Source organism: Ekhidna sp., assembly GCF_964218185.1.
Taxonomy (GTDB): domain Bacteria; phylum Bacteroidota; class Bacteroidia; order Cytophagales; family Cyclobacteriaceae; genus Ekhidna.
On sequence record NZ_CAXPLV010000002.1, the window covers coordinates 169082 to 189849 of the forward strand.

The 20768-nt window shown below is 38.6% G+C and carries 17 protein-coding genes; 4 read left to right on the forward strand and 13 right to left on the reverse strand.

Annotation, left to right across the window (positions count from 1 at the left end):
- Positions 1-39: 39 nt before the first annotated feature.
- On the reverse strand, positions 40-390 hold the full coding sequence (locus ACEQZT_RS02625; protein ID WP_370086947.1) for a SnoaL-like domain-containing protein: 351 nt from the start codon (positions 388-390) through the stop codon (positions 40-42).
- 281 nt (positions 391-671) lie between these two features.
- Between ACEQZT_RS02625 and ACEQZT_RS02630 the strand changes: the two genes are divergently transcribed.
- The 3 genes from ACEQZT_RS02630 to ACEQZT_RS02640 all read left to right on the forward strand — a co-directional run bounded on the left by ACEQZT_RS02630 (position 672) and on the right by ACEQZT_RS02640 (position 6593).
- The gene (locus ACEQZT_RS02630; RefSeq protein ID WP_370086949.1) at positions 672-1292 is read left to right on the forward strand and encodes a recombinase family protein; all 621 of its coding nucleotides are present in this window, start codon (positions 672-674) and stop codon (positions 1290-1292) included.
- Positions 1293-1295: 3 nt separating this feature from the next.
- Entirely contained in the window at positions 1296-4388 is a 3093-nt protein-coding gene (locus tag ACEQZT_RS02635; protein WP_370086951.1) for a Tn3 family transposase, read from the forward strand.
- A gap of 81 nt (positions 4389-4469) precedes the next feature.
- Positions 4470-6593 (forward strand): response regulator, encoded by a 2124-nt coding sequence (locus ACEQZT_RS02640; protein ID WP_370086953.1) that lies wholly within the window; start codon positions 4470-4472, stop codon positions 6591-6593.
- Positions 6594-6739: 146 nt separating this feature from the next.
- On the opposite strand, the gene ACEQZT_RS02645 is transcribed toward ACEQZT_RS02640, so the two are convergent.
- The 11 genes from ACEQZT_RS02645 to ACEQZT_RS02695 form a co-directional block, all read right to left on the reverse strand.
- On the reverse strand, positions 6740-7366 hold the full coding sequence (locus ACEQZT_RS02645) for a hypothetical protein (protein ID WP_370086955.1): 627 nt from the start codon (positions 7364-7366) through the stop codon (positions 6740-6742).
- A gap of 121 nt (positions 7367-7487) precedes the next feature.
- Complete coding sequence (locus tag ACEQZT_RS02650; protein ID WP_370086956.1) at positions 7488-7901, reverse strand: DUF6691 family protein; 414 nt, start codon at positions 7899-7901, stop codon at positions 7488-7490.
- Positions 7902-7912: 11 nt separating this feature from the next.
- Positions 7913-8473, reverse strand: coding sequence for a YeeE/YedE family protein (locus tag ACEQZT_RS02655; RefSeq protein WP_370086958.1), 561 nt, complete (start codon positions 8471-8473; stop codon positions 7913-7915).
- 30 nt (positions 8474-8503) lie between these two features.
- The gene (locus tag ACEQZT_RS02660; RefSeq protein WP_370086960.1) at positions 8504-9913 is read right to left on the reverse strand and encodes a rhodanese-like domain-containing protein; all 1410 of its coding nucleotides are present in this window, start codon (positions 9911-9913) and stop codon (positions 8504-8506) included.
- Positions 9914-9972: 59 nt separating this feature from the next.
- Positions 9973-11694, reverse strand: coding sequence for a SulP family inorganic anion transporter (locus ACEQZT_RS02665; protein ID WP_370086961.1), 1722 nt, complete (start codon positions 11692-11694; stop codon positions 9973-9975).
- Between the two features lie 59 nt (positions 11695-11753).
- Positions 11754-12374, reverse strand: a complete 621-nt coding sequence (locus ACEQZT_RS02670; RefSeq protein WP_370086963.1) for a Crp/Fnr family transcriptional regulator — start codon at positions 12372-12374, stop codon at positions 11754-11756.
- A gap of 59 nt (positions 12375-12433) precedes the next feature.
- Positions 12434-13585 carry a tetratricopeptide repeat protein gene (locus ACEQZT_RS02675; protein ID WP_370086965.1) on the reverse strand — a complete coding sequence of 384 codons (1152 nt, stop codon included), beginning with the start codon at positions 13583-13585 and terminating at the stop codon, positions 12434-12436.
- Positions 13586-13598: 13 nt separating this feature from the next.
- Positions 13599-16130, reverse strand: a complete 2532-nt coding sequence (gene gyrA / locus ACEQZT_RS02680) for a DNA gyrase subunit A (RefSeq protein ID WP_370086967.1) — start codon at positions 16128-16130, stop codon at positions 13599-13601.
- A gap of 112 nt (positions 16131-16242) precedes the next feature.
- Complete coding sequence (locus tag ACEQZT_RS02685) at positions 16243-17331, reverse strand: hypothetical protein (RefSeq protein ID WP_370086969.1); 1089 nt, start codon at positions 17329-17331, stop codon at positions 16243-16245.
- Between the two features lie 20 nt (positions 17332-17351).
- Positions 17352-18308, reverse strand: coding sequence for an FKBP-type peptidyl-prolyl cis-trans isomerase (locus ACEQZT_RS02690; protein WP_370086971.1), 957 nt, complete (start codon positions 18306-18308; stop codon positions 17352-17354).
- A gap of 25 nt (positions 18309-18333) precedes the next feature.
- On the reverse strand, positions 18334-18945 hold the full coding sequence (locus tag ACEQZT_RS02695; protein WP_370086973.1) for a hypothetical protein: 612 nt from the start codon (positions 18943-18945) through the stop codon (positions 18334-18336).
- Positions 18946-19051: 106 nt separating this feature from the next.
- Between ACEQZT_RS02695 and ACEQZT_RS02700 the strand changes: the two genes are divergently transcribed.
- Complete coding sequence (locus tag ACEQZT_RS02700; RefSeq protein ID WP_370086974.1) at positions 19052-19345, forward strand: MTH1187 family thiamine-binding protein; 294 nt, start codon at positions 19052-19054, stop codon at positions 19343-19345.
- Between the two features lie 5 nt (positions 19346-19350).
- On the opposite strand, the gene ACEQZT_RS02705 is transcribed toward ACEQZT_RS02700, so the two are convergent.
- Entirely contained in the window at positions 19351-20742 is a 1392-nt protein-coding gene (locus tag ACEQZT_RS02705; protein WP_370086976.1) for a COG3014 family protein, read from the reverse strand.
- Between the last annotated feature and the right edge of the window lie 26 nt (positions 20743-20768).

Genomic DNA, 20768 nt, shown 5'->3' on the forward strand with positions numbered 1-20768 from the left:
AAGTAAAAAGTTGAATATCTATATGAAAGCTCTTTCATATTAAGAAGAATAATAAAATCGTTCATGGATTATCTGTCCATCCTGCCACCTTTGGACAGCTACTTGGCACATGGTCATCCGAGGCGCTCCTTTATAGGTCACATCCATTTCCCATTCTACCATAGTCACATCGTCTCCAATCGCTACACTTTTTACTTCTGCGCCATGGAATGTTTCAATATTTCCCATTGACTCAATTTCACGTTCCCTGTTAGCGTCTTTTCCAATTGTCGGTGGTTGACTATTTTCTTGCATAGAAACATCGGTATGGTAGTGCTTTTCAAAAGCCTCCATCATTTGTCCGGACAAAATCATCTGATTCAGGTCTTCAATTTTTTCTTTTAAACTCATTTCTCTCTGGATTTAAGTGATTAATTAAGTATTAATAAGTGAATCTAATTAAAAGTTTAAACAAAATATGTCTAAACATATATTATAAAATCGTAAATTAAAAGGAGATTGTAGGCTCAGTTTGTGAATCCTTTACTTTATTAATTGGTACTCATAATATATAATTTTCTTTCTTAGATGTTATTAAATAAATAATGTTATCATTTTTTTGATGTTTGACCAATTCCTTAATCATTAGCTTTAAAAATAGATACTATTTTAGCTAGTCTTTAAATGATAACATGAAAGCCATTCTTTATACTAGAGTTTCAACCAAGGATCAATCAACCTTAAGACAGATTAACGATATGAAGTCTCTCAAAGGCTTTGAGGTTATCAAGGTGTTCTCAGAAAAGATATCTGGATTTTCGGTTTCTCTTAATGAGCGTCCTGTTCTTCAGAAGGCATTAGCATTTGTTGAGTCTAATAATATTGAATGTATCATGGTCTCAGAAGTTTCAAGACTTGGAAGGAATACTCATGAAGTCCTCGGACTGATTGAAAAGCTTAAAAAACAATCAGTAGCCATATATATACATAACCTGGGAACTACTATCAACAAATCAGATTCATCGAGCGAAATATTTACTAAATTGATTGTGACGATCATGGCAGATCTGGCTAGGCTTGAAAGTGAACAAATGAGTTATCGAATCAAGTCCGGAATAAGATCGCGGAAAGCTAAAGGGCTAACTACCGGAAGGAAGGTCGGATCAAGGGAATCAGTTGATAACTTTCTCGCAAAACATATGGATATTCAGAAGTATCTAGCGAAAGGCTATTCGTCTAGGGAGATTCAGAAATTGTGTAAGTGTTCACCTAATACAATTAAAAAAGTGAAGGATTCATTATTTTCAAAATAGGACATGTCTAGTAGGTATCGTTTTTTAAGTAATTCAGAAATTGCCACTTTTGATTCTCCTCAAATAATTGAGGAAGATAAAAGAAGCCTTTTCTTTAAAGATTCAGACAGAAGGTTTAAGAATATTGAAAGTAGAATTGGCTATATTCTTTTACAAGCATATTTTCTATCCCAGAATAAATTTTTTCCTCCATGCAAATTTCTTAAGGAGGATATAATATTTGTTTCAACACTTGTTGAATATGATTCTTCCTTAATAATTGAATCAAAAGACGAGTGGTACAAAGAATCAACCCTGAGGCTTCATAAAAGGCAAATACTAGATGAGAGTGGCTTCCACTCATTTGAAGACTCAATTGCCGATGCAAAGACTGAGGCGTTTAATTTAGTAGAGAAAGCTATTAGACCTAAAAAAATCTTTTTTTCACTAGTCAAGTACTTAATTGAGCATAAAATTGAAATCCCCAATTACTCTCGAATCTCAACATTAATAATGGACACCTTCAATACTTATGAGGGCAATATAATACGAGAAATAGATCAATGGTTAGATGATGAGAAGAAGGAAGTACTCGACCAATTTATTACAATGCCAGCTGAGGATGGAGAACTATCCCCACATAATCCATATTTAATAACAACGCTCAAATCTCCAAATCAAGAAACGAAGACATCAAAAATTAAAGAGAGTGTCAAGAAATTCAACATTATTTCTGATTTATTCCATCATTTTGAGCCTGTATTAAATGACCTAACGATCTCAGAATCTCTAGTTAATTATTATGCTAGTTGGATGATAATTGCTGAACAACCTCAGTTTAATGCCATCAAAAATCCAGAAAAAAGATATCTATATGTTCTATCATTTATTACATATCAGTATAGGGTTAGACAAGATTTGTTTGTAGATATTTTTCTAAAAACTATTCAGTCTTTCCTTAACCAAGTTGAGAACAGAGTGAAGGAGGACTTTATAAATCAGCGAAAAGCTCCTTCTAAACAAGTTCTTGAAACAAAGGATAGGATTATAAGAAGCATTGACAAGCAAGAGACAAAGCTCCAGAGAGTAAAGAAGATTCTGACATCTCCAGGATATAGTGCTGAACAAAAAGTAAGATCTTCATTGGAAATTATTCAATCGAACAACCAGTTAAGAGACCAAATCATTAAGGAATTTCAGAATCTTGAAGAGTCTATATCGGAGAAACTTAAAGATGAAATGTATTTTGAAAAGATCAGTACTGGTTCTTTGAGAATTTCAAGAAAACTTAAAGATCTATTCATATCAATCAGATTTAATGAAAAAGCATCTGACCCAATTATTTATATGCCAGTATTTGACTATCAATCAAAAAATGGAAATATAGGGACAAAACCAAAAGTTGAATTCTTGTCAGATACCCAAAATAAGTTTCTGATAGATTCTGATGGGCAATTTGATGGAAAACTATATAAAGCTTTACTTTTTATTGAATCCGCAAACAATATTAAATCCGGTGCTTTAAATCTTAAATACTCTAACAATTATAAATCTATCAATGATTACATGATTGAGGAAGAATTATGGTCCACCAATAAGATAGAACTTCTCGAGTCCGCAAATCTTCTGCATTTGATGGATGGACGAAAAGTGCTGAATGATCTTAAAGAAGAACTTCATTCTAGATATATTGAAACTAATGAAAAGCTTGTTAAAAATGAGCACGTAAAAATTGACAAAAAAGGTAAGCCGGTTGTTAACACTCCCAAAAATGAAAACAATACAGAACAATCTTTAAGATCATTAATTTCAAATGATCAAATCTTCCCATTAGTTGATATCTTATATGATATCTCTGAATCAACGAACTTCATTGACTCGTTCATCCATTTCAGTATGAAAAGGGGGACCAATAAGCCCGAAAAAGAAGTATTAATGGCTGGAATTATTGCCTTAGGTTGCAATATTGGAGTGAGAAAGATGGGGAAGATTACTAAAGGGATTGGTTCTGAAAAATTGGAAAATACTGTAAGATGGTTTTTTAGTCAAGAAAACCTAAATGAAGCCAATAGAGTTGTAATTGAACTTATTGATAAACTATCTGTTCCTAGATACTTCAAAGAGGTTGCTGAAGAACATCATACGTCAAGCGATGGACAAAAATTTGGGGTCTCCGTACCATCTATCCATTCCAGTTATTCATATAAATATTTTGGAACAGGAAGGGGAGTCACAGCTTATAGTTTTATTGATGAATACAGTAGACTATTCTATGATACTGTAATCAGTGCTTCAGAAAGGGAGGCAGCCTATGTACTTGATGGATTACTATATAATGATGTGGTTGAAAGTACTATCCACAGTACTGATACACATGGCTATACAGAAGTGATTTTTGGAGTTTGTAATTCCCTAGGAATAAAGTTTGCTCCAAGAATTAAAAGCCCAGGTAATCAAATACTATATACTTTCAAAGATCATCCTTCAAGGAGTTATAAGGATAAAGGGTACAGGCTGATTCCTGAAAAATCTAAATACATCGATGAAAATCATTTATTAACTCAGTGGGATAATATTTTAAGACTTTTAGTTTCCTTAAAAACTAAAAAAGTCACTGCATCAGTACTTATGAAGCGGTTAAGCTCTTATGCGAAAAACCATCCGTTGTATCAGGCTCTGAAAGAATTAGGCAGAATTCATAAATCTTTGTTTTTGCTTGAATACTACGATGATCCTGAATTAAGGCAAAGAATAGAAAAGCAACTAAACAAAGGCGAGTTATGGCACAAATTTGCCAAAGAAATATTCTTTGGAAATAATCAAGAATTCAAGGTTGGCACTAAAGAAGAGCAAAACCTAGCGGTAACATGTAGAAACTTAATTCAGAACTCCGTGGTATTATGGAACTACTTAAATCTCACGAAGAAAATATCAAATGCTAAGAAGCAAGTTCAAGAAGAAATATTAGGTTCTCTTAATAGCAACAGTATGATTTCGTGGCAACATGTAAATATCCATGGTGAATACGATTTTGAATTGATGGGATCTAATTCAGAGAAATTTGATATTGATTCACTAGTTGGATATGAGTTTGAGTCAGATGGTCAAATTATTTAACTGCGAATTTTGCAGAACTTTTGTACAGGGCCAATCATGCGCCAGCAGCAACAAAACCTATTTTGTTATATAATTTATATTATGTTAAGTAATAAAATAAAGGATTCTCCTGTATGGTATTATCTTAGCATTTCCCCTATGTCTGGAGTTATGCTGGTTGGACGGAAATCACTTTACCTATATATCGCCCTTGCGCTTCTTTTTATTCTTAGTGGCGTTTACGTGCTCTACATGAACCAGGTGATTGCTGAGCGTGAACGAGAAGCTTTGCAGGTAAAAAAAGAAATTGCTCACATGCGAGCTATTCAGCAGCTACAGTCCTCTGTAGAAAAGTTCACCATTCTCATCTCTGGTATTCGTGCGCATATAGTCTTAAGTGATGAGATGCCCGGCACGTATGAGTTGCAATCATTCACGAATCAGGCGCTTGATAAGATTGCTTTCAAAGACAGTCTTGTCATTTCGTATGTCAATGCTTCTCATGTGTTTATCTATTCCTTCACCAGAAACTCAGTCAATGAAAATGATCTCTCCGGTGTAAATGTGGCTTCTATACGGGACCCAGAAGAAATTGCATTTCTGGAGAATGCTATGAAGGATCAGGAGCTGCATTTCAATTATCCCATCAACCTTGTGGAAGGCTGGCTGGGTATGCCTATTGTTTTCAACGTAGAAAAAGGTGGCAAATCCATTGGCTATATCGCGGCAATCATTGACATGGGTACCATTTTGGATGCTATTTACCAGCCTAAAATGAATGATGATTTTGTATTCAAATTCACAACGGACAGAGGCTTTGATTTTGACCGAAGGGCTATTTATGATGGTTCTGTAATCTACAATCAGGAGAATGATCCGCTGTTTTATAAATCTTACAGCAATACGGATGACTTTATTACTTCCAAAGTAGACATACATGGCGTTGGTGTTCAGGTAGGTACAGCATATAAAGAAGCCCCCACTCCTAATGTTTACCGTGTGGTATTTGTCTTTAGCTGGTTTTTACTCATTGCAGCAGTACTTGTTTATGTGGTTGTTAATTACCGAAGAATGAAGAGAACCAGATTGAAAGCTGAACAGGCCTCTATAGCCAAAGCAAACTTCTTATCGATGATGTCTCATGAAATTCGTACGCCGCTCAATGGAATCATCGGCACTACGCACCTCCTACTAGCCAAATCACCCAGTCACGAACAGATTTCCCACCTGAAGGTACTAGAGCAGAGTAGCAATAACCTGATGTCTATCGTCAACGATATCCTGGACTTTGAAAAGATTGAAAAAGGAAAAGTGCTGATTGATCAATCCGCATTTAGTCTGAATGATCTTGCGGAAAGTATTTACAACAACTACAAGCTTCAGGCGGATGAAAAAGGTATTGATGTAAGGCTTGATTATGACCAGCACCTCTCCGATTACTATCTGGGAGACTCGGTTCGTATTTCGCAGATTTTACATAACCTGATGAATAATGCCGTAAAGTTTACTCATCAAGGTGAAGTGCTTCTTAGTATTAGAATGAATAACTCGGTTGGTGATAAAGATGAGATTTTCTTTAGCGTCAAAGACTCAGGTGTTGGAATTCCTCAAGAAAAGCATGCCGAGATCTTTGAGGTCTTTACACAGGTAGATAAAACCACTACACGAAAGTACGGAGGATCAGGTCTAGGCCTAACCATAACAAAGCGAATACTTGAACTCATGGGTAGCGAGATACAATTGCAGAGTGCAGAAGGAATGGGTTCTGAATTTTCGTTTATCCTACACCTTACCAGAACATCTTCTCCTACTCAAGGTGAATCCAAACATGTGAATGATCAAGTACTGGAAGCTAAAGTTTTACTGGTAGAGGACAATGCGTTCAATCGCGTCATAGCCCGGGATTTCCTGGAGTCCTGGGGCTGCTCTGTGTTAGAAGCAGAAAATGGCAAGGAAGCACTTGAAATTCTATCTAAAAATTCCGTCGATATTGTTTTACTGGATCTACAAATGCCGATAATGGATGGCTATGAAACCATAGCGGCTATTAGGGGGCATCATAATAATTTGATAAACAAATTGCCTGTGATTGCTCTAACTGCTGACGCAATGGGTGATGTAGAAATCAAGGTGCTCCAATCCGGGATGAATGGATTTATATCCAAGCCCTTCCATCCTACTGAATTTTATCAAAAAGTAAGTAAACAGCTGGCTGTAGCAGAATAAGTTGATTTATTGGTGGTGCGGGCCTTCGTTTCTAAAGATGTAATACACAAACCAAATAATACCAGCTAAGGTCAGAAGGAGCAGAATAGTCAATAGCATGGCTTAAAGGTATAAGATGAATAGCTAAAGACACTTTGATTGTGAACTTATTCCTCGTTAGCTGCAAGGAGTTCAATTTCGTTAGCCACAAATACTTTTCTTGGCACGGTCTCTTTTAGGTCAATGAAGACATATTCACCGTCGGTGCTGATTTGATATTGGTATAGGCTGGCTTCTTTAGAGGCAGACTCTTGTTGAAATCGATCATCGATAACTACTGCACCTTCATGATCTACAAACTTGATTGTTTTCATCCCCATCATATCGCCTTCATATTCAAGGTGATGTGTGTTGCTTAGTAGTTCCTTTAGTGCTTCAAAAATAAGCTGGCTGTCAGAATGTTTAAATGAAATTGTTGCCTCAACATCTCGGATGTAATCCAGATCCACCATTTTATAGTAAGCCCATTTAGAATCAGATGAGTTATCATAAACCAGACTTGCTACTAAGCTTGTCTTAGGGACGTCATTGACTTCTTCCTTAGAAAGACTAAATCCCATTTGCTTCATCAAAGCTTTGCAAGAATTTTCGTCACGCTGCTTATAATAGTTGAAGCTCTCAATGATTTTCATGGCCAGACCTTCAATGTTTTTCCTTTTAGTAGGCACGTTATCAGTGGCAAACAGACTGCTGGTAATTCCAAGAACAAGTAAAATGGTTACTAAAGCTTTCATATTATTCAATTTCTATGCTACAAAAGTGAACTCTTATGATAAGCTATACATCCGTATTTCAATGGTTTTGCCAAAATACGTAAATCACGTAGGTACCATAAAATAGCTGCTGATCAACCCTCTAGTGTGGTAATCGATGCTTAATCCTCCCATAAACATAAGTACCAAGCGTTGCAGCGAGAATGGTTATTATTATGGTACCCACTCCATTGCCAATCAATATAAACATTGGCCCGGGGCAAGCGCCTGTAAGTGCCCAGCCTAACCCGAATATTATTCCACCAAGTAAATAGCGCATTATACTACGATCTTTCGGCTCTATTTGAATTGGAGTGCCATCTAGTGCTTTTATCTCTCTTCTTTTGATAATTTGGATAATTAATATGCCAAGCACCACAGATGAACCTATTACTCCATACATGTGAAACGATTGGAAGCGAAACATCTCATAGATACGATACCATGAAATGACCTCTGATTTGGTAAGTGTGATGCCAAATAGGATTCCAAAGAATAAGAATTTGATGAATTTCATATTTTTAATGCTTATAGATTGAAAAGATGTGGCGTCACAAAGTATGTAATGGCTAGTCCACCTATAAAGAATCCTATGACAGCTATTAGCGACGGTACTTGTAAGTCACTTAGACCGCTGATTGCATGTCCTGATGTACATCCGCCAGCATACCTAGCTCCAAAACCAACTAAGAATCCACCTAAAATGACCGCTATCAATCCCTTAATAGTCAGCAAGTTATTCCATCCAAATAATTCCAATGGTACAATGTTTTCACCCGGATTGTTAATACCGATGTTTTCTAATTCTTCTATTGTTTGCTGAGAGATGTTCACTCCATCGGTGCTCATCCACTGATTAGCAATAAATCCACCGATGATCAGCCCTATTGCAAATACAAGATTCCAACTCTGAGCGCGCCAGTTGAAATCAAAAAAGTCACAATGCTTCCCGGCTCCCATGATTGCACACATACTTCTCAAGTTGCTGCTGAGTCCAAAGCGCTTTCCACTAAGCAAGAGGCTGAGCATTGTAAAAGCAATAAGCGGTCCTGCCACATACCATGGCCATGGTTGGCTAATAAATTCCATTTGATTTTAAGTTTAAAGTGCTACCCTATACTATTTCTGGGTGGTTGGGCATACAAAATTGGTGGTAGGGATATCTGTTTCCTTGATGGCTTTGAAGCCACCGGCTACATCTACCAGATTGTGAAAGCCCCTGGATTTCAAAATAGAAGAAGCTATGACCGACCTGTATCCTCCTGCGCAGTGGATATGGTAAGTTTTGTTTTCATCTATATTATCCATTTGTTCACTGAGGAAGTCAAGCGGGATACTTTCTGCATCTTCTACATGTTCGGCCTCAAATTCACCCGGTTTACGTACATCCATCACATGCAGATTCCCTGATTTATATCTGGTAGCAAATTCAGCAGCAGAGATGGATTCCATATCCTGAAGCTCCTTTCCTGCTTCTTTCCATGATTCAATTCCACCTTTCAGGAAGCCAAGCGTATTGTCATATCCCACTCTAGAGAGCCTTGTTACAACTTCTTCCTCCCTTCCTTCGGGAGCTAAAAAGATAATTGGTTGCTGTAAATCAGGTATCAAAGCACCTACCCAGGGAGCAAAGCCACCATCTATTCCTATGAAGATGGAGTTTGGAATGTGCCCTTTTATATAATCTGCCTGATGACGGGTATCCAGCACCAAAGCGCCTTCATGGTTGGCTATTGCTTCAAATGTTTCTACATCTAATGGTACTGTTCCTTTTTCCAATACTTTATCCAGTCCGATAGCTCCAGACTTATTCATCGCCACATTTTGCGCAAAATATTGTGGTGGAGGCAACAGTCCATCTGTTACTTCCTTAATGAATTCCTCCTTAGTCATATCTTCTCTTAAGGCGTAGTTGGTCTTTTTCTGGTTGCCCAGCAGGTCATGCGTCTCCTTGCTCATATTTTTTCCACAGGCCGAACCTGCACCGTGAGCTGGATATACGATGATATCATCGGGTAATGTCATAATCTTGCTTCTCAAACTATCATACAACATACCAGCCAGATCTTCTTGCGTCATGCTTCCTTTTTGAGCAAGATCCGGGCGTCCTACATCTCCGATGAACAAGGTGTCTCCGCTAAAAATGGCGTGCTCCTTCCCTGTCTCATCCAACAATAAATAAGTGGTGCTTTCCAGAGTGTGGCCTGGCGTATGTAGCGCCTTAATGGTGATCTTTCCAATTTTAAATTCTTCACCATCTCGAGCCTGATGTACATCATAATTAGGATTGGCATTAGGGCCGTATACGATAGTTGCACCCGACTTTTGTGCCAGATCTACATGACCAGATACAAAATCTGCATGAAAGTGTGTCTCAAAAACGAATTTGATTCTTGCTCCTTCTTTTTCGGCTTTTTTTAGATATGGAGCAGACTCCCTAAGCGGGTCAATGATGGCAGCTTCTCCATTACTTTCTATGTAATATGCGCCTTGAGCAAGGCATCCTGTATATATCTGTTCAATGTTCATAATCTGAATAATTCTATTGCAAAGGTACTATGCTTAAATGATCGAGTTTGTAACAATTGTTACGTTTTGACATTCGATTGAAGTGTGACTTTTTTATAGGGATCTTTTGCATTGGTTAATGCATTTTCCAAAGCTTCGCTGAGACTTAGGAATAGATTTTTCTTTCCAATAACCTGAGTAAGTCCTGTTTGCTTCATAGTATCGCGTACTGGGCCTATAACGTCGCATAAAACCAGCCTCACTCCTTTTTGGTTCAGCTCATCCAGAATGGTATGAAGGCCCTCTGCTGCAGTTGCATCCAGATGACTAACCGGCCCTGCATCTATGATGATCTCCTTCACTTTGGTTTCTTTGGAAATTAGATCACCGATGTACTCACTTATTTCCTGAATGTTAATGAAACTCAGGGGTGCATCTATTCTGATGATAGCAATCTCTTCCCAGGTCTCCAGATTTTGAAATCGGGTGACATTTCTAAACTCATGGTGTCCTTTTATCCTACCTAATCTCGCAATGTGTGGGTAGGCTGCACGATAGAGAAAGAGTAATATGGAAAGAATAATTCCGGTCACAATCCCTACCACCATTCCGATATTTAATGTGACAAGGAAAGTAAATAATAGAACCAGGAATTCCTTTTTACTATCATGCCAAAGCTTTCTAGCGTACTCCAAATCAAACAAATTACTCACAGCCACTAAGATGATTGCTGCCAGAATAGCGTGCGGTAAATAATAGAATAGAGGTGTTAGAAATATGAGTGTGAGCGCCACCAGCCCAGCGCTAACAATGGAGGCTAAAGGTGTGTTTGCGCCTGCCTGGTGATTAACAGCGGTTCTGGAAAAACCGCCTGTAACCGGGAAAGATTGAAAAAGTGATCCAATCAAGTTTGCAGCTCCTAATCCAATTAATTCCTGATTGGGTATCACTTTGTGATCTCTCTTTTTAGCTTCTACTGCTTTTGCAACTGAAAATGCTTCCATGAACGCAACTACAGAGATCGTGAATGCCAAGGGAAGTACTTCACCGAATTTTCCTAGTGAGAAGTCTGGTAATTTAAGATTAGGAAGTCCGTCTGGTATTGTCTGAACAATACTTACTCCGGAACTTCCCAGTCCTAATACATATACCATACCGGTTCCTATAATCACAGCTATTAAAGCTCCGGGGATGTTTTTATTTATTCTTTTTAAGAATTTAATTAAAACAACCCCTCCAATACCAATAATTAGGGTAACGAGGTGGGATTCATTTAGCTTTTCAATAGCGTTGATGATGATCTCATAAAAGCGATTGCTTTTAATAATTTCAGTCCCTAACAAGTATTTGAGCTGATTGAGTCCAATGATCAAAGCAGCAGCTGAAGTGAAACCACTGATGACAGGTTTTGATAATAAGTTGGTGATGAATCCCAACCGGAAAACGCCTAGCATCAGCTGAAATGCTCCCATAAAAAAAGCTATTAGAATGGCAAAGGCAATATAGCTGTCGGACCCTTCGGCTGCTAAAACTGAAACACCAGCTGCTACTAATAATGAATCCATTGCAACAGGTGCAACGGATAATTGTCTTGAGGTACCTAAAAGTGCATATATAATCTGAGGTACAATGGAGGCGTAGAGCCCATATACTGGTGGTAAGCCTGCAATTAAGGCGTAGGCCATACCCTGTGGTATTAGCATAACACCAACTGTGATTCCGGCAAAAAGGTCTCCGCTTAATTGCTCTTTTTTATAAGAGGGAAGCCATTGTAGAACAGGGAAATAATGCTTGATGTTCATGATACCTCAAAAGTAGCAGTCCACAAGATAGTTCCTTGTAACTTTTGTTACATGCAGGCTCATAGAATTTCAATGCAATTCCTTCGCTGGCGAATTTTGCTTTCCTGCTCTAGCTTCTTCAAGAGTCTTGACACCACCACTCTTGAAGTATTTAGCTCGTCGGCAATCTCCTGGTGTGTTTTGTGTATTTCAAAAGATTCTATGGCCTGCTTGGTGTCCAGAAGGTATTTTAAGAGACGATCTTCCATATTTGTAAATACCAGGCTGTCAACTGTCTGCATCAATTCATCAAAGCGAGACTGATAAGCTCCAAAAACATATCGTCTAAATGACGGGTATTTTGAAACCCATCGATCCAAATTTGCGCTGGGGATCATCCAAATTTTAACATCTGTTTCTGCTATTACCTTTACTTCAGAGGGTTTGCTATCAAGGCAACATGTGATGGACATGGCACAAGTCTCTCCCTTTTCCAGATAGTATAAAAGAACCTCATTGCCACTTTCTTCTTTTCGATAAACCTTTAATACTCCATCCAATACAATGGGAATGCTTTTATCTTTAAGACCCTCACCGATGATGTGGTCATCTTTCTTTGCAGTTTTCGTAAACCCGGAATCTATGATTTCCTGAATAAGTTGAGCTTCAAAACCAAGAGAGCTTAGAATTTCTTCGATCATGTTTTCAAAACAAAAAAGGCCAATCTAAAGATCAGCCTTTTTTATAATTTTTATGAGATTTAGTTTCCACTAAGCGCATCAATTTCATCCTGAATTTTATTGTACTTATCTTTCATTCCTAGGTTATTATAGATATATCCCAATGTTTCAAGTACTGTTTGATCAGTATTTTTTAGAGAGTAAAGCTTCTCCCAAATTGGTAAAGCTTTTTCTAGCTTCACGTTAATTTTTTTAGTTAGTTCTTTGTTCTTAGTCGTCTCTTTATAGCTTAGAGCATTTCTTTCTTTAATTAACTCATTCGCTTCGTTAAAAACTGCAACACCCAAGTTGAAATTTGAATTATAATGATTAGGATCAATTTCAAGGGCTTTTCGGTAACTTTCAATTCCAGCCTCCTTGTCTTCTAACTCTTCCTTTAAAACACCAAGACTAAAATACAGATCTGCGTTTTCTGGATCAGCTTTTATTGCCTCTTCTAAGCCTGCTTTAGCTTCTTCAGTTTTTTCAAGTTGAATTAATAAATTAATCTCATATTTAGCGAGTTCAATATCTCCAGGATAAGCTTCTTTACCCTTTCTAATAACTTCTAAACCATCTTCATATCTTTCCTCTTTGATGGCATAGTTATATAGCTGAAGAAATATCATCTTATCTCTTACCCCAGCATCGTATGCCTTCTTATAGTTAGCTACTGCTCTTGCATCATCGCCATCAGCTGCTGCTGCATATGCAGCATTTAGAATTGCATTGGTATCACTTGGAAAGATATAGAAAGCAGTCTCAAAGTTATCTGCAGCTTTACCGAATTGCTCAGCGTTGTAGGCTTCAATCGCCTTGTTGTAATAATGTGCGTAATAACCTTGTCTTTTTGAATCTACATTTACAACCTGTCCTGAGTTGAAGTCTACAGAATTAACTGACTTTTGCTCAGGATCTAGTTCAAGAACTTTATCAAAAGCGGCTAATGATTCATCAAGAGCGCCAGGCTCGTTATTAGCTGTATCAAGTGCAGCATAAATTTGACCTCTGTAAAACCACGTTTTAGGATCATCTTTTGTTTTTTCATGTTCAATGGCAGCATCAATGATAGATTTAGCTTCTGCCAGATTGCCCTCTTCCATGGCGGAAAGAGCCTGATTGATTTTGGGCTTCTTCTGCGAGTATCCCACTACACATACAGCCGCTAACAAAATGGTTAATAATGTTCTCATTATTCGTTTTGGTTTAATCGTTATCCGTTTGGTTTTCTTTTTCATTTGAAGGTTCCTCTCCTTCTTCATCATCATTCCCAATATTGGAAATTTTCTCTACTGCAGAGATTTCATCTTCATCATTCAATTTTATTAAGCGAACACCCTGAGTGGCTCTTCCCATTACTCTCAAGTTGTCGACCGACATTCTGATGGCAATACCCGATTTGTTGATAATCATCAGTTCATCTCCATCAACTACATCTTTTATTGCTACTAATTCACCTGTTTTATCCGTAACATTCAAGGTTTTAACTCCCTTACCACCTCGTTTGGTGATACGGTAGTCTTCCAGGTCAGATCTCTTGCCATATCCTTTTTCGGATACCACAAGAAGGTTTGGTGGGTTTTTATGGTCTACACAAACCATACCAACTACAAATTCCTTGTCTGTGATGTTCATTCCCCGAACACCAGATGCCATTCGTCCCATTGAGCGGACATCTGATTCATGGAAGTTGATTGCTTTGCCTGTATTACTCGCAATTACAATGTGATTATCACCATCAGTAAGACGTACATTTAGAAGTTTATCATTTTCCCTGATAGTAATGGCATTGATGCCATTCTTTCTTGGTCTGCTGTAAGCTTCAAGTGATGTTTTCTTTATGATACCTCGCTTCGTACACATCACCAGGAAGTTATTGTTGATATAGTCTGGATCTTCAAGTGTTTTCACATTGATCACTGAACGGACCTTATCCTCAGATTCAATATTGATTAGGTTTTGAATTGGCCGTCCTTTTGAGGTCTTGCTTCCTTCTGGTAACTCCCAAACTTTAATCCAAAATACCTTACCAAACTCTGTGAAAATCAATAGGTAATTGTGTGCAGAGGCAATAAACAGGTGCTCTGTAAAATCATCATCTTTAGATTTTGCAGCACGACTTCCAACTCCACCTCTTCCCTGCGTTCTATACTCTACCAAAGGAGTTCTTTTGATATATCCTTGATGAGAGATAGTAATGACCATGTCCTCATCTGGAATCATATCTTCTGCTGTAAATTCATCAGCACTATGCTCTATTTCTGAACGTCTTTCATCACCATAGCGCTCTTTCATTTCTAGAAGCTCAGCTTTGATGATCTCCATTCGTCTCTCCTCGTTACCCAGAATGTCTTTTAACTCCTTGATAAGCGCCTGAATCTCTTCATATTCTTTCTGAATTTTATCTCTCTCAAGACCGGTGAGACGCTGAAGTCTCATGTCCAATATTGCTTTGGCTTGAATTTCAGATAAACTGAACTTTTCAATCAATCCAATTCGCGCTTCATCTGGATCTTTGGAAGCTCTTATTAAGTTGATCACCTCATCAAGGTTGTCAAGTGCAATGAGATAACCTTCTAAGATATGTGCTCTTCTCTCTGCTTCATCAAGTTCAAATTCAGTTCTCCTTACAACAACCTCATGTCTGTGGTCGACGAAGTGAACAATTAAATCTTTGAGATTGAGAGTCTTAGGTCGTCCTTTTACAAGTGCTACATTATTTACACTAAATGATGACTGAAGTGCAGTTTGCTTGTAAAGATTATTGAGGACAATGTTAGGAATAGCATCTTTCTTCAAGTCATAAACGACCCGCATTCCGGCCTTATCAGACTCGTCTCGAATGTCGGCTATTCCTTCTATTTTTTTGTCATTGATTAAGGCAGCTGTCTTCTCAATCATGTTTGCCTTATTCACCTGATAGGGAATCTCGGTCACAATGATTTGCTCTCTACCTGTGCTGGTAGTATCAAATTCAGCTTTAGCTCGAAGTACAACTCTACCTCTACCTGTCTCAAAAGCGGCTCTAACACCCTGATACCCATAAATAGTGGCACCAGTAGGGAAATCGGGAGCGGTGATATGCTGCATCAGCCCCTCAACTGTAATGTCATTGTCTTCAATGTATGCGATGGTACCATCCACCACTTCAGACAAGTTATGTGGCGCCATATTGGTCGCCATACCTACCGCAATACCACTTGCACCATTTACCAGAAGGTTGGGGATCTTAGATGGTAGAACACTTGGTTCCTCAGTACTGTCGTCATAGTTTGGAACGTAATCAACTGTATTCTTACGAATGTCAGCTAAAAGTTCTTCCGATATTCTTCGAAGACGCGCCTCGGTATAACGCATTGCAGCAGGTGAGTCTCCATCCACAGACCCAAAGTTTCCTTGCCCGTCTACCAACGGATATCTCATGGACCAATCCTGCGCCATACGAACCATGGTATCATATACTGCAGTATCTCCATGAGGGTGATACTTACCTAATACGTCCCCGACTATCCTCGCACACTTTTTATAGGACTTATTGTAGTTCACACCGAGTTCGTCCATTCCGTACAGGATACGTCTGTGAACCGGCTTTAGGCCGTCTCTTACGTCAGGAAGTGCTCGGGAAATAATAACGCTCATCGAGTAATCGATGTACGCCCCTCGCATTTCTTCTTCAATATTTATTGGGATAATATTTTCCTCGGATGAGGACAGGTTATCAATATCTCCGTCTGCCATTTACGCTTATTTGCTTGAGCTAAAAATCAACCCGCAATTTAGCAAAAAACTAGCTGAAAAAGTAGTCTTAATTCAACACAAATCGTAAGGATTTTGGAGGGAGATCAGACCATCAATTTTTAGTCTTTAACTTCTTGATGGCCTTTTTCCTCTTTGGCCACATTCTGCGATTGTTCTCACCAACTTTTGGATTCTGACGCTTCCAAATCGGTTGGCCTCTTACTTCCATCCTTTTACCTGTCACAGGGTCTGTATAAACATGTTTTAGCTGCACATGATCGCTATTCATTGGAGAACGTGGAATGTCCGGAATATTGATGCTCACTCCTGCTTGAATAAAGAATGTAGGATATTTATGATTGACTGTTGATCCATCCGGAATACTGATGCTGTAAGACTTGAACTCTACGCTTGGTTTAATGATCACCCGAAAGTACTCTGACCAATTGTTTTCAATGCTCACACCAAGACTGGTGTATATCCCTCTGGATATTGCACCACTATTAAATTGCTTTCCGGCTGTGATTCTACCGAACTGAAGCTCCCCCACAAAATCATAGCTCCAGAATTGGTAGAATTTGTAGCCTACCATCCCAAACAGCCTGGAATATCGTGTTTTAACAAAGTTTGGCTGATAATCTCTCACCTGATCACTATAGGTAGTTGGTTCTAAACGGCGGAGAAAATGAAACTCATACGAGTAACCTGCCCCTATTCTGAATTTCTCGTATTCGTAATGAACCATCAGGGTAATTGGGATACCTCTGGATCCACCTTTAAACCCAAAATCTGTGGTATCAGTATTTACCAAAAAGGTTTGATCACTAAGAGATGGGTTGTAGACCGGGTTTGATAGATAATCAAACGGAACATCAAACGGATTTTCTAGTGAAGTCTCAAATCCCAGCTGAGGATCATTGAGCCAATCTGTGTAGCCTGAAAACGAACTCCCCAAATTCTCTATCTCGTTTGAGAAAATAAACTGGTTTTCTGCATCCTGATAGAAGTACACTCCCTCCAACCTATGACTATAGTTGGTAATTCCAATTCCAGTTGTAGCTGTAATACTGAATTTATTTAGAACTACACGAATAGGATTTCTATAGATATCGTATTTCTGATAGATATCCTGAGATGTCGCTTCCGAAGCGATTAGCCAAATCAGGCAAATAAGTCCATATCGTTTGATTGTGGAGAGCAAATCATTTCAAAATTAATGGATTAATCGACACGTGTTATCTCAAATAATAAGGTTCGGTACGGAGGAATCCTCGTGACATAGTCTGGAATGATGGCATCTTCAACCAAATCATCTTTGATGAAATCAGGAATAACAAGAGCACTTTCACGATAAGCCTGGGATGAAGGGATCATTACCAGTGCCTGCTCGTTCGTCTGCATGAGTGAAACTCCAAATTCAAAGCCTGTGAGCAGCTCTCTTGGTTCTCCAGAGCCATATATCCACTCAAATCCACTATCACTTCCGAAACTTGTATCATCAATAAATCTACCTGAGTAATCAACAACTATAGTGTCACCATTTAATGGCAGAGTTCCACTTCCTGCTCTACGCCGTTTATATGAAATCCCTGAAGCCGGGAATTGCTCTACCATGTCAAGGGGATTTGCAACCACATCATTTAGGTTGTTATCGGAAATGTAGTCGTCTATATCAACAAGTTCCTGAGCGAAGAGATCATTTTCATTATGAACTCCAACCAACTGTATTTGCAGATGAGCAATAAGATTCGGGTTGATTGCTCCTGAAGACAAGTCCTGATAGGCTTGACTTGGGGGTAATATGAAATTGTAGGTTTCCCCCACTCTCATCAGACTCACTCCAAAATCAGCACCAAGAGGATAAACTGCAGACGAACCAACTTTGAAGATGAGTGAATCACCATCTGATTGTTGATGACTAGCAATAACATTTCCTTCAAGATCGCTTAGTGTGTAATAGATGGCAGCTACACTACCATCAGTCGCCTGAGCGCCAGTGGGATTGATTATATCAGAGTAATAAAAAATACCTGAATTGTCGCGTGTTGCTGTAATGTTCATTGTATCCAACCATGCCTGAATCTCCTCATCCACTGAGGTGATTGAAATGTCATCTTTGCTGCACGCAAAAAGTATAGATAAAAGGAGGATTATGAGTGTGTTTCGATTCACTACCATCAACAACGCCAATGTGCGTTATTCATTATTTGAACGTCTTACAAAACATCTGAAACACGGGAATGTGATCCAGTTCTAGCTTCTCACCGATGATGATCATACGCTGGTATTCTTCTTTACCAATCTTATGATTTTGATTGATGATGTCTTCATCATTTTCCAGGAAAAAACTAGCGATAAACCTGATCAAAAGGTACGGTGAGTGCAATACTGCCTGACGATATTCTTTATAGTCCACTTCCCCTTTTTTCTCAACCGGGGCGTGAACGATAGCATCAAGTCCACAAGTTACTTTGATGGTCAGCTTTAGCACATCCAAAAATTTATCAGACCAGTTGTAGTAATTTTTGATAAGGAATTTCATGGCATAAACAACCGGGTCCTTCTTCATAAAGTAACCACCCTTCGATAGTTTCCTGGCTTTTTTATTAAGTGCCATTTCTTCAAACAACGATATCTTACCGTCCGCCATGGCAATTCCTATGGTAGGAGTCATGATGATTAACGAGAAGAAATCCTCATCTTCAATTTCCAGATATGGAGCTTCTGTTTTTAGAAAATCTTTCTTTAAAGCTTTCGTAGCATCCTTTACTTCAGGATACTCGATCATTGATTCTATTTCGTACTCGGTGAACATTGCCAGGATGGTTATTTATGTGACCTCAAAATAAAGCCTTTTACCTAAATAGGGAAAAGACAAGATGTAATATTGTAAGAATTATTTTCGTAGGAAAGCAAATAAAATGACTGATAAAAATATTCAACTAGCTATACAGGTCGTGCCCCTAGAGCGTGAAGGTAACATCTATGAAAAGATTGATGCTGCCATAGAGGTCATTCAAAATTCAGGAGTAGAGTACATGATAACTCCAATGGAGACAGTAATGCAAGGGCCGTATGATAAGCTGCAAGCGGTGGCAAAAGAAGCTCAGCAAGCACTGGTGGATGCTGGGTGCAAAGAGTTTTTGGTAAACATAAAAATGCACATCCGTACTGAAGCTGATGTGACTATGGAAGAAAAAAAGTTAGACAGGTAAAAGAGCTAAAAAGCAACATTGCTTTCGAGTGATTGATAGGTTTGGAATTGAGTTTTACGCTTCTCTCCTATAAACTTAAACGTCTGTTCACTGGAGCCGCGTTTACCTTCAGTGTGAAGAACAATCTCATTTTCACCTTCCTTTAGTGGCACTCTGGTATAGTGTATACTGTGGGGAATGGTCTGCCAGTTTCGGGTATCGGCCTGCTCGGATGCAAAATTGAGAACACCTACCAAAAAGCCCAGTGTTTCATCTTCTTTCCGAACTTGTCTTTCAATGGTTTTTTTCAGTGCTACCCGTAACAACCCCTTACCTAGTTCTTCCAGCATCCTCTCTCTTAGTGTTTTAAAAGCTATAGCATTGATATCTTCTGCTTTTTCTAATGGATAGTAATAGTTGTTAATTTCCAGACTTGCTGAGTTGAAAAAAGGCTCCCTTTCCACATATTTTGGAAAAGCCACCCGTGTTCCGGTAAGATCAGTAATGCTGGCATTTCCTTCTTGATTTGTATCATAGAAAAATGGAAAGTTCAAACCATACTCCTCATTCTGGAAGAATATCTGTCCACCATCACCTTTTACTGCCACGAAGTTGATTGACCACTCATCTTTTACAGGTGCCAGCCCATTGTGCCAAAAGAATACCAACTCCCCTCCTTCAGGTGGTGGTAGATTGGTATACTCGATCCCAAACTCTTCGCTATAACGATCAACCTCTTCAGGAAAACCAGCAAGTGAGCCGGTTCGGAGCAAGTCTTTTTTTAGCTGCTCAGGAGCTGACAGTCCAAACATCTCAGAGAATTCATTTTGATAAACTTCCAACGAGTTACGATAAGCTATGAAAGCATTATTATAGTCACCAGCAGCATCATAAATAATTCCCATGAGATTTTGAATGAAGGCATCTTTCTGGTATTTATTCTCCGAAGTATACTTGTCTCCCAGCTCATAAAGTCTTTGGTTCAATCTCCTGCATTCTACCAGTGCCGATTCATAATCCTCCATCTTAAGGAAATTCAGGGCTTTGTAGTAAAGTAGCATTAAGTGCTCATGATCCTCGCCTGGGTAGACGATGAGGTTGGGATTCAGGAAATAAGAAGCGGCAAAGTTGAGGTAGTTTTTCTGATAGTCCTCACCGAAAATATATGCTTGCTCCAGCCAGTTGTTACTTTCCTGATAATTGCCTAGCAGATGCTCTACTACTCCTTGATTTGCATAATAAAGAAAGCGAGTTTTACTCTTGGCTGCTTTCTTGTTTTGATTCAATACAGTGGCCGCCTGTTCTATATTCCCCTGCTCAAAATTCTTATTGAATTCATAATTGAGCTGATAGAATGATGCACAACCTGTAAGCGCAATCAGTGTGATGAAAACGTAAATGGTCTTGGATGAAACCATGAGTCTGATGTGGTGATTGAGAGAAG

Coding starts and splice junctions, on each gene's coding strand:
- ACEQZT_RS02695 (WP_370086973.1), bottom strand. CDS start 18,945: ATGTTCACCGAGTACGAAATAGAATCAATGATCGAGTATCCTGAAGTA.
- gyrA (WP_370086967.1), bottom strand. CDS start 16,130: ATGGCAGACGGAGATATTGATAACCTGTCCTCATCCGAGGAAAATATT.
- ACEQZT_RS02645 (WP_370086955.1), bottom strand. CDS start 7,366: ATGAAAGCTTTAGTAACCATTTTACTTGTTCTTGGAATTACCAGCAGT.
- ACEQZT_RS02660 (WP_370086960.1), bottom strand. CDS start 9,913: ATGAACATTGAACAGATATATACAGGATGCCTTGCTCAAGGCGCATAT.
- ACEQZT_RS02675 (WP_370086965.1), bottom strand. CDS start 13,585: ATGAGAACATTATTAACCATTTTGTTAGCGGCTGTATGTGTAGTGGGA.
- ACEQZT_RS02705 (WP_370086976.1), bottom strand. CDS start 20,742: ATGGTTTCATCCAAGACCATTTACGTTTTCATCACACTGATTGCGCTT.
- ACEQZT_RS02665 (WP_370086961.1), bottom strand. CDS start 11,694: ATGAACATCAAGCATTATTTCCCTGTTCTACAATGGCTTCCCTCTTAT.
- ACEQZT_RS02670 (WP_370086963.1), bottom strand. CDS start 12,374: ATGATCGAAGAAATTCTAAGCTCTCTTGGTTTTGAAGCTCAACTTATT.
- ACEQZT_RS02650 (WP_370086956.1), bottom strand. CDS start 7,901: ATGAAATTCATCAAATTCTTATTCTTTGGAATCCTATTTGGCATCACA.
- ACEQZT_RS02700 (WP_370086974.1), top strand. CDS start 19,052: ATGACTGATAAAAATATTCAACTAGCTATACAGGTCGTGCCCCTAGAG.
- ACEQZT_RS02655 (WP_370086958.1), bottom strand. CDS start 8,473: ATGGAATTTATTAGCCAACCATGGCCATGGTATGTGGCAGGACCGCTT.
- ACEQZT_RS02625 (WP_370086947.1), bottom strand. CDS start 390: ATGAGTTTAAAAGAAAAAATTGAAGACCTGAATCAGATGATTTTGTCC.
- ACEQZT_RS02630 (WP_370086949.1), top strand. CDS start 672: ATGAAAGCCATTCTTTATACTAGAGTTTCAACCAAGGATCAATCAACC.
- ACEQZT_RS02635 (WP_370086951.1), top strand. CDS start 1,296: ATGTCTAGTAGGTATCGTTTTTTAAGTAATTCAGAAATTGCCACTTTT.
- ACEQZT_RS02640 (WP_370086953.1), top strand. CDS start 4,470: ATGTTAAGTAATAAAATAAAGGATTCTCCTGTATGGTATTATCTTAGC.
- ACEQZT_RS02690 (WP_370086971.1), bottom strand. CDS start 18,308: ATGGTAGTGAATCGAAACACACTCATAATCCTCCTTTTATCTATACTT.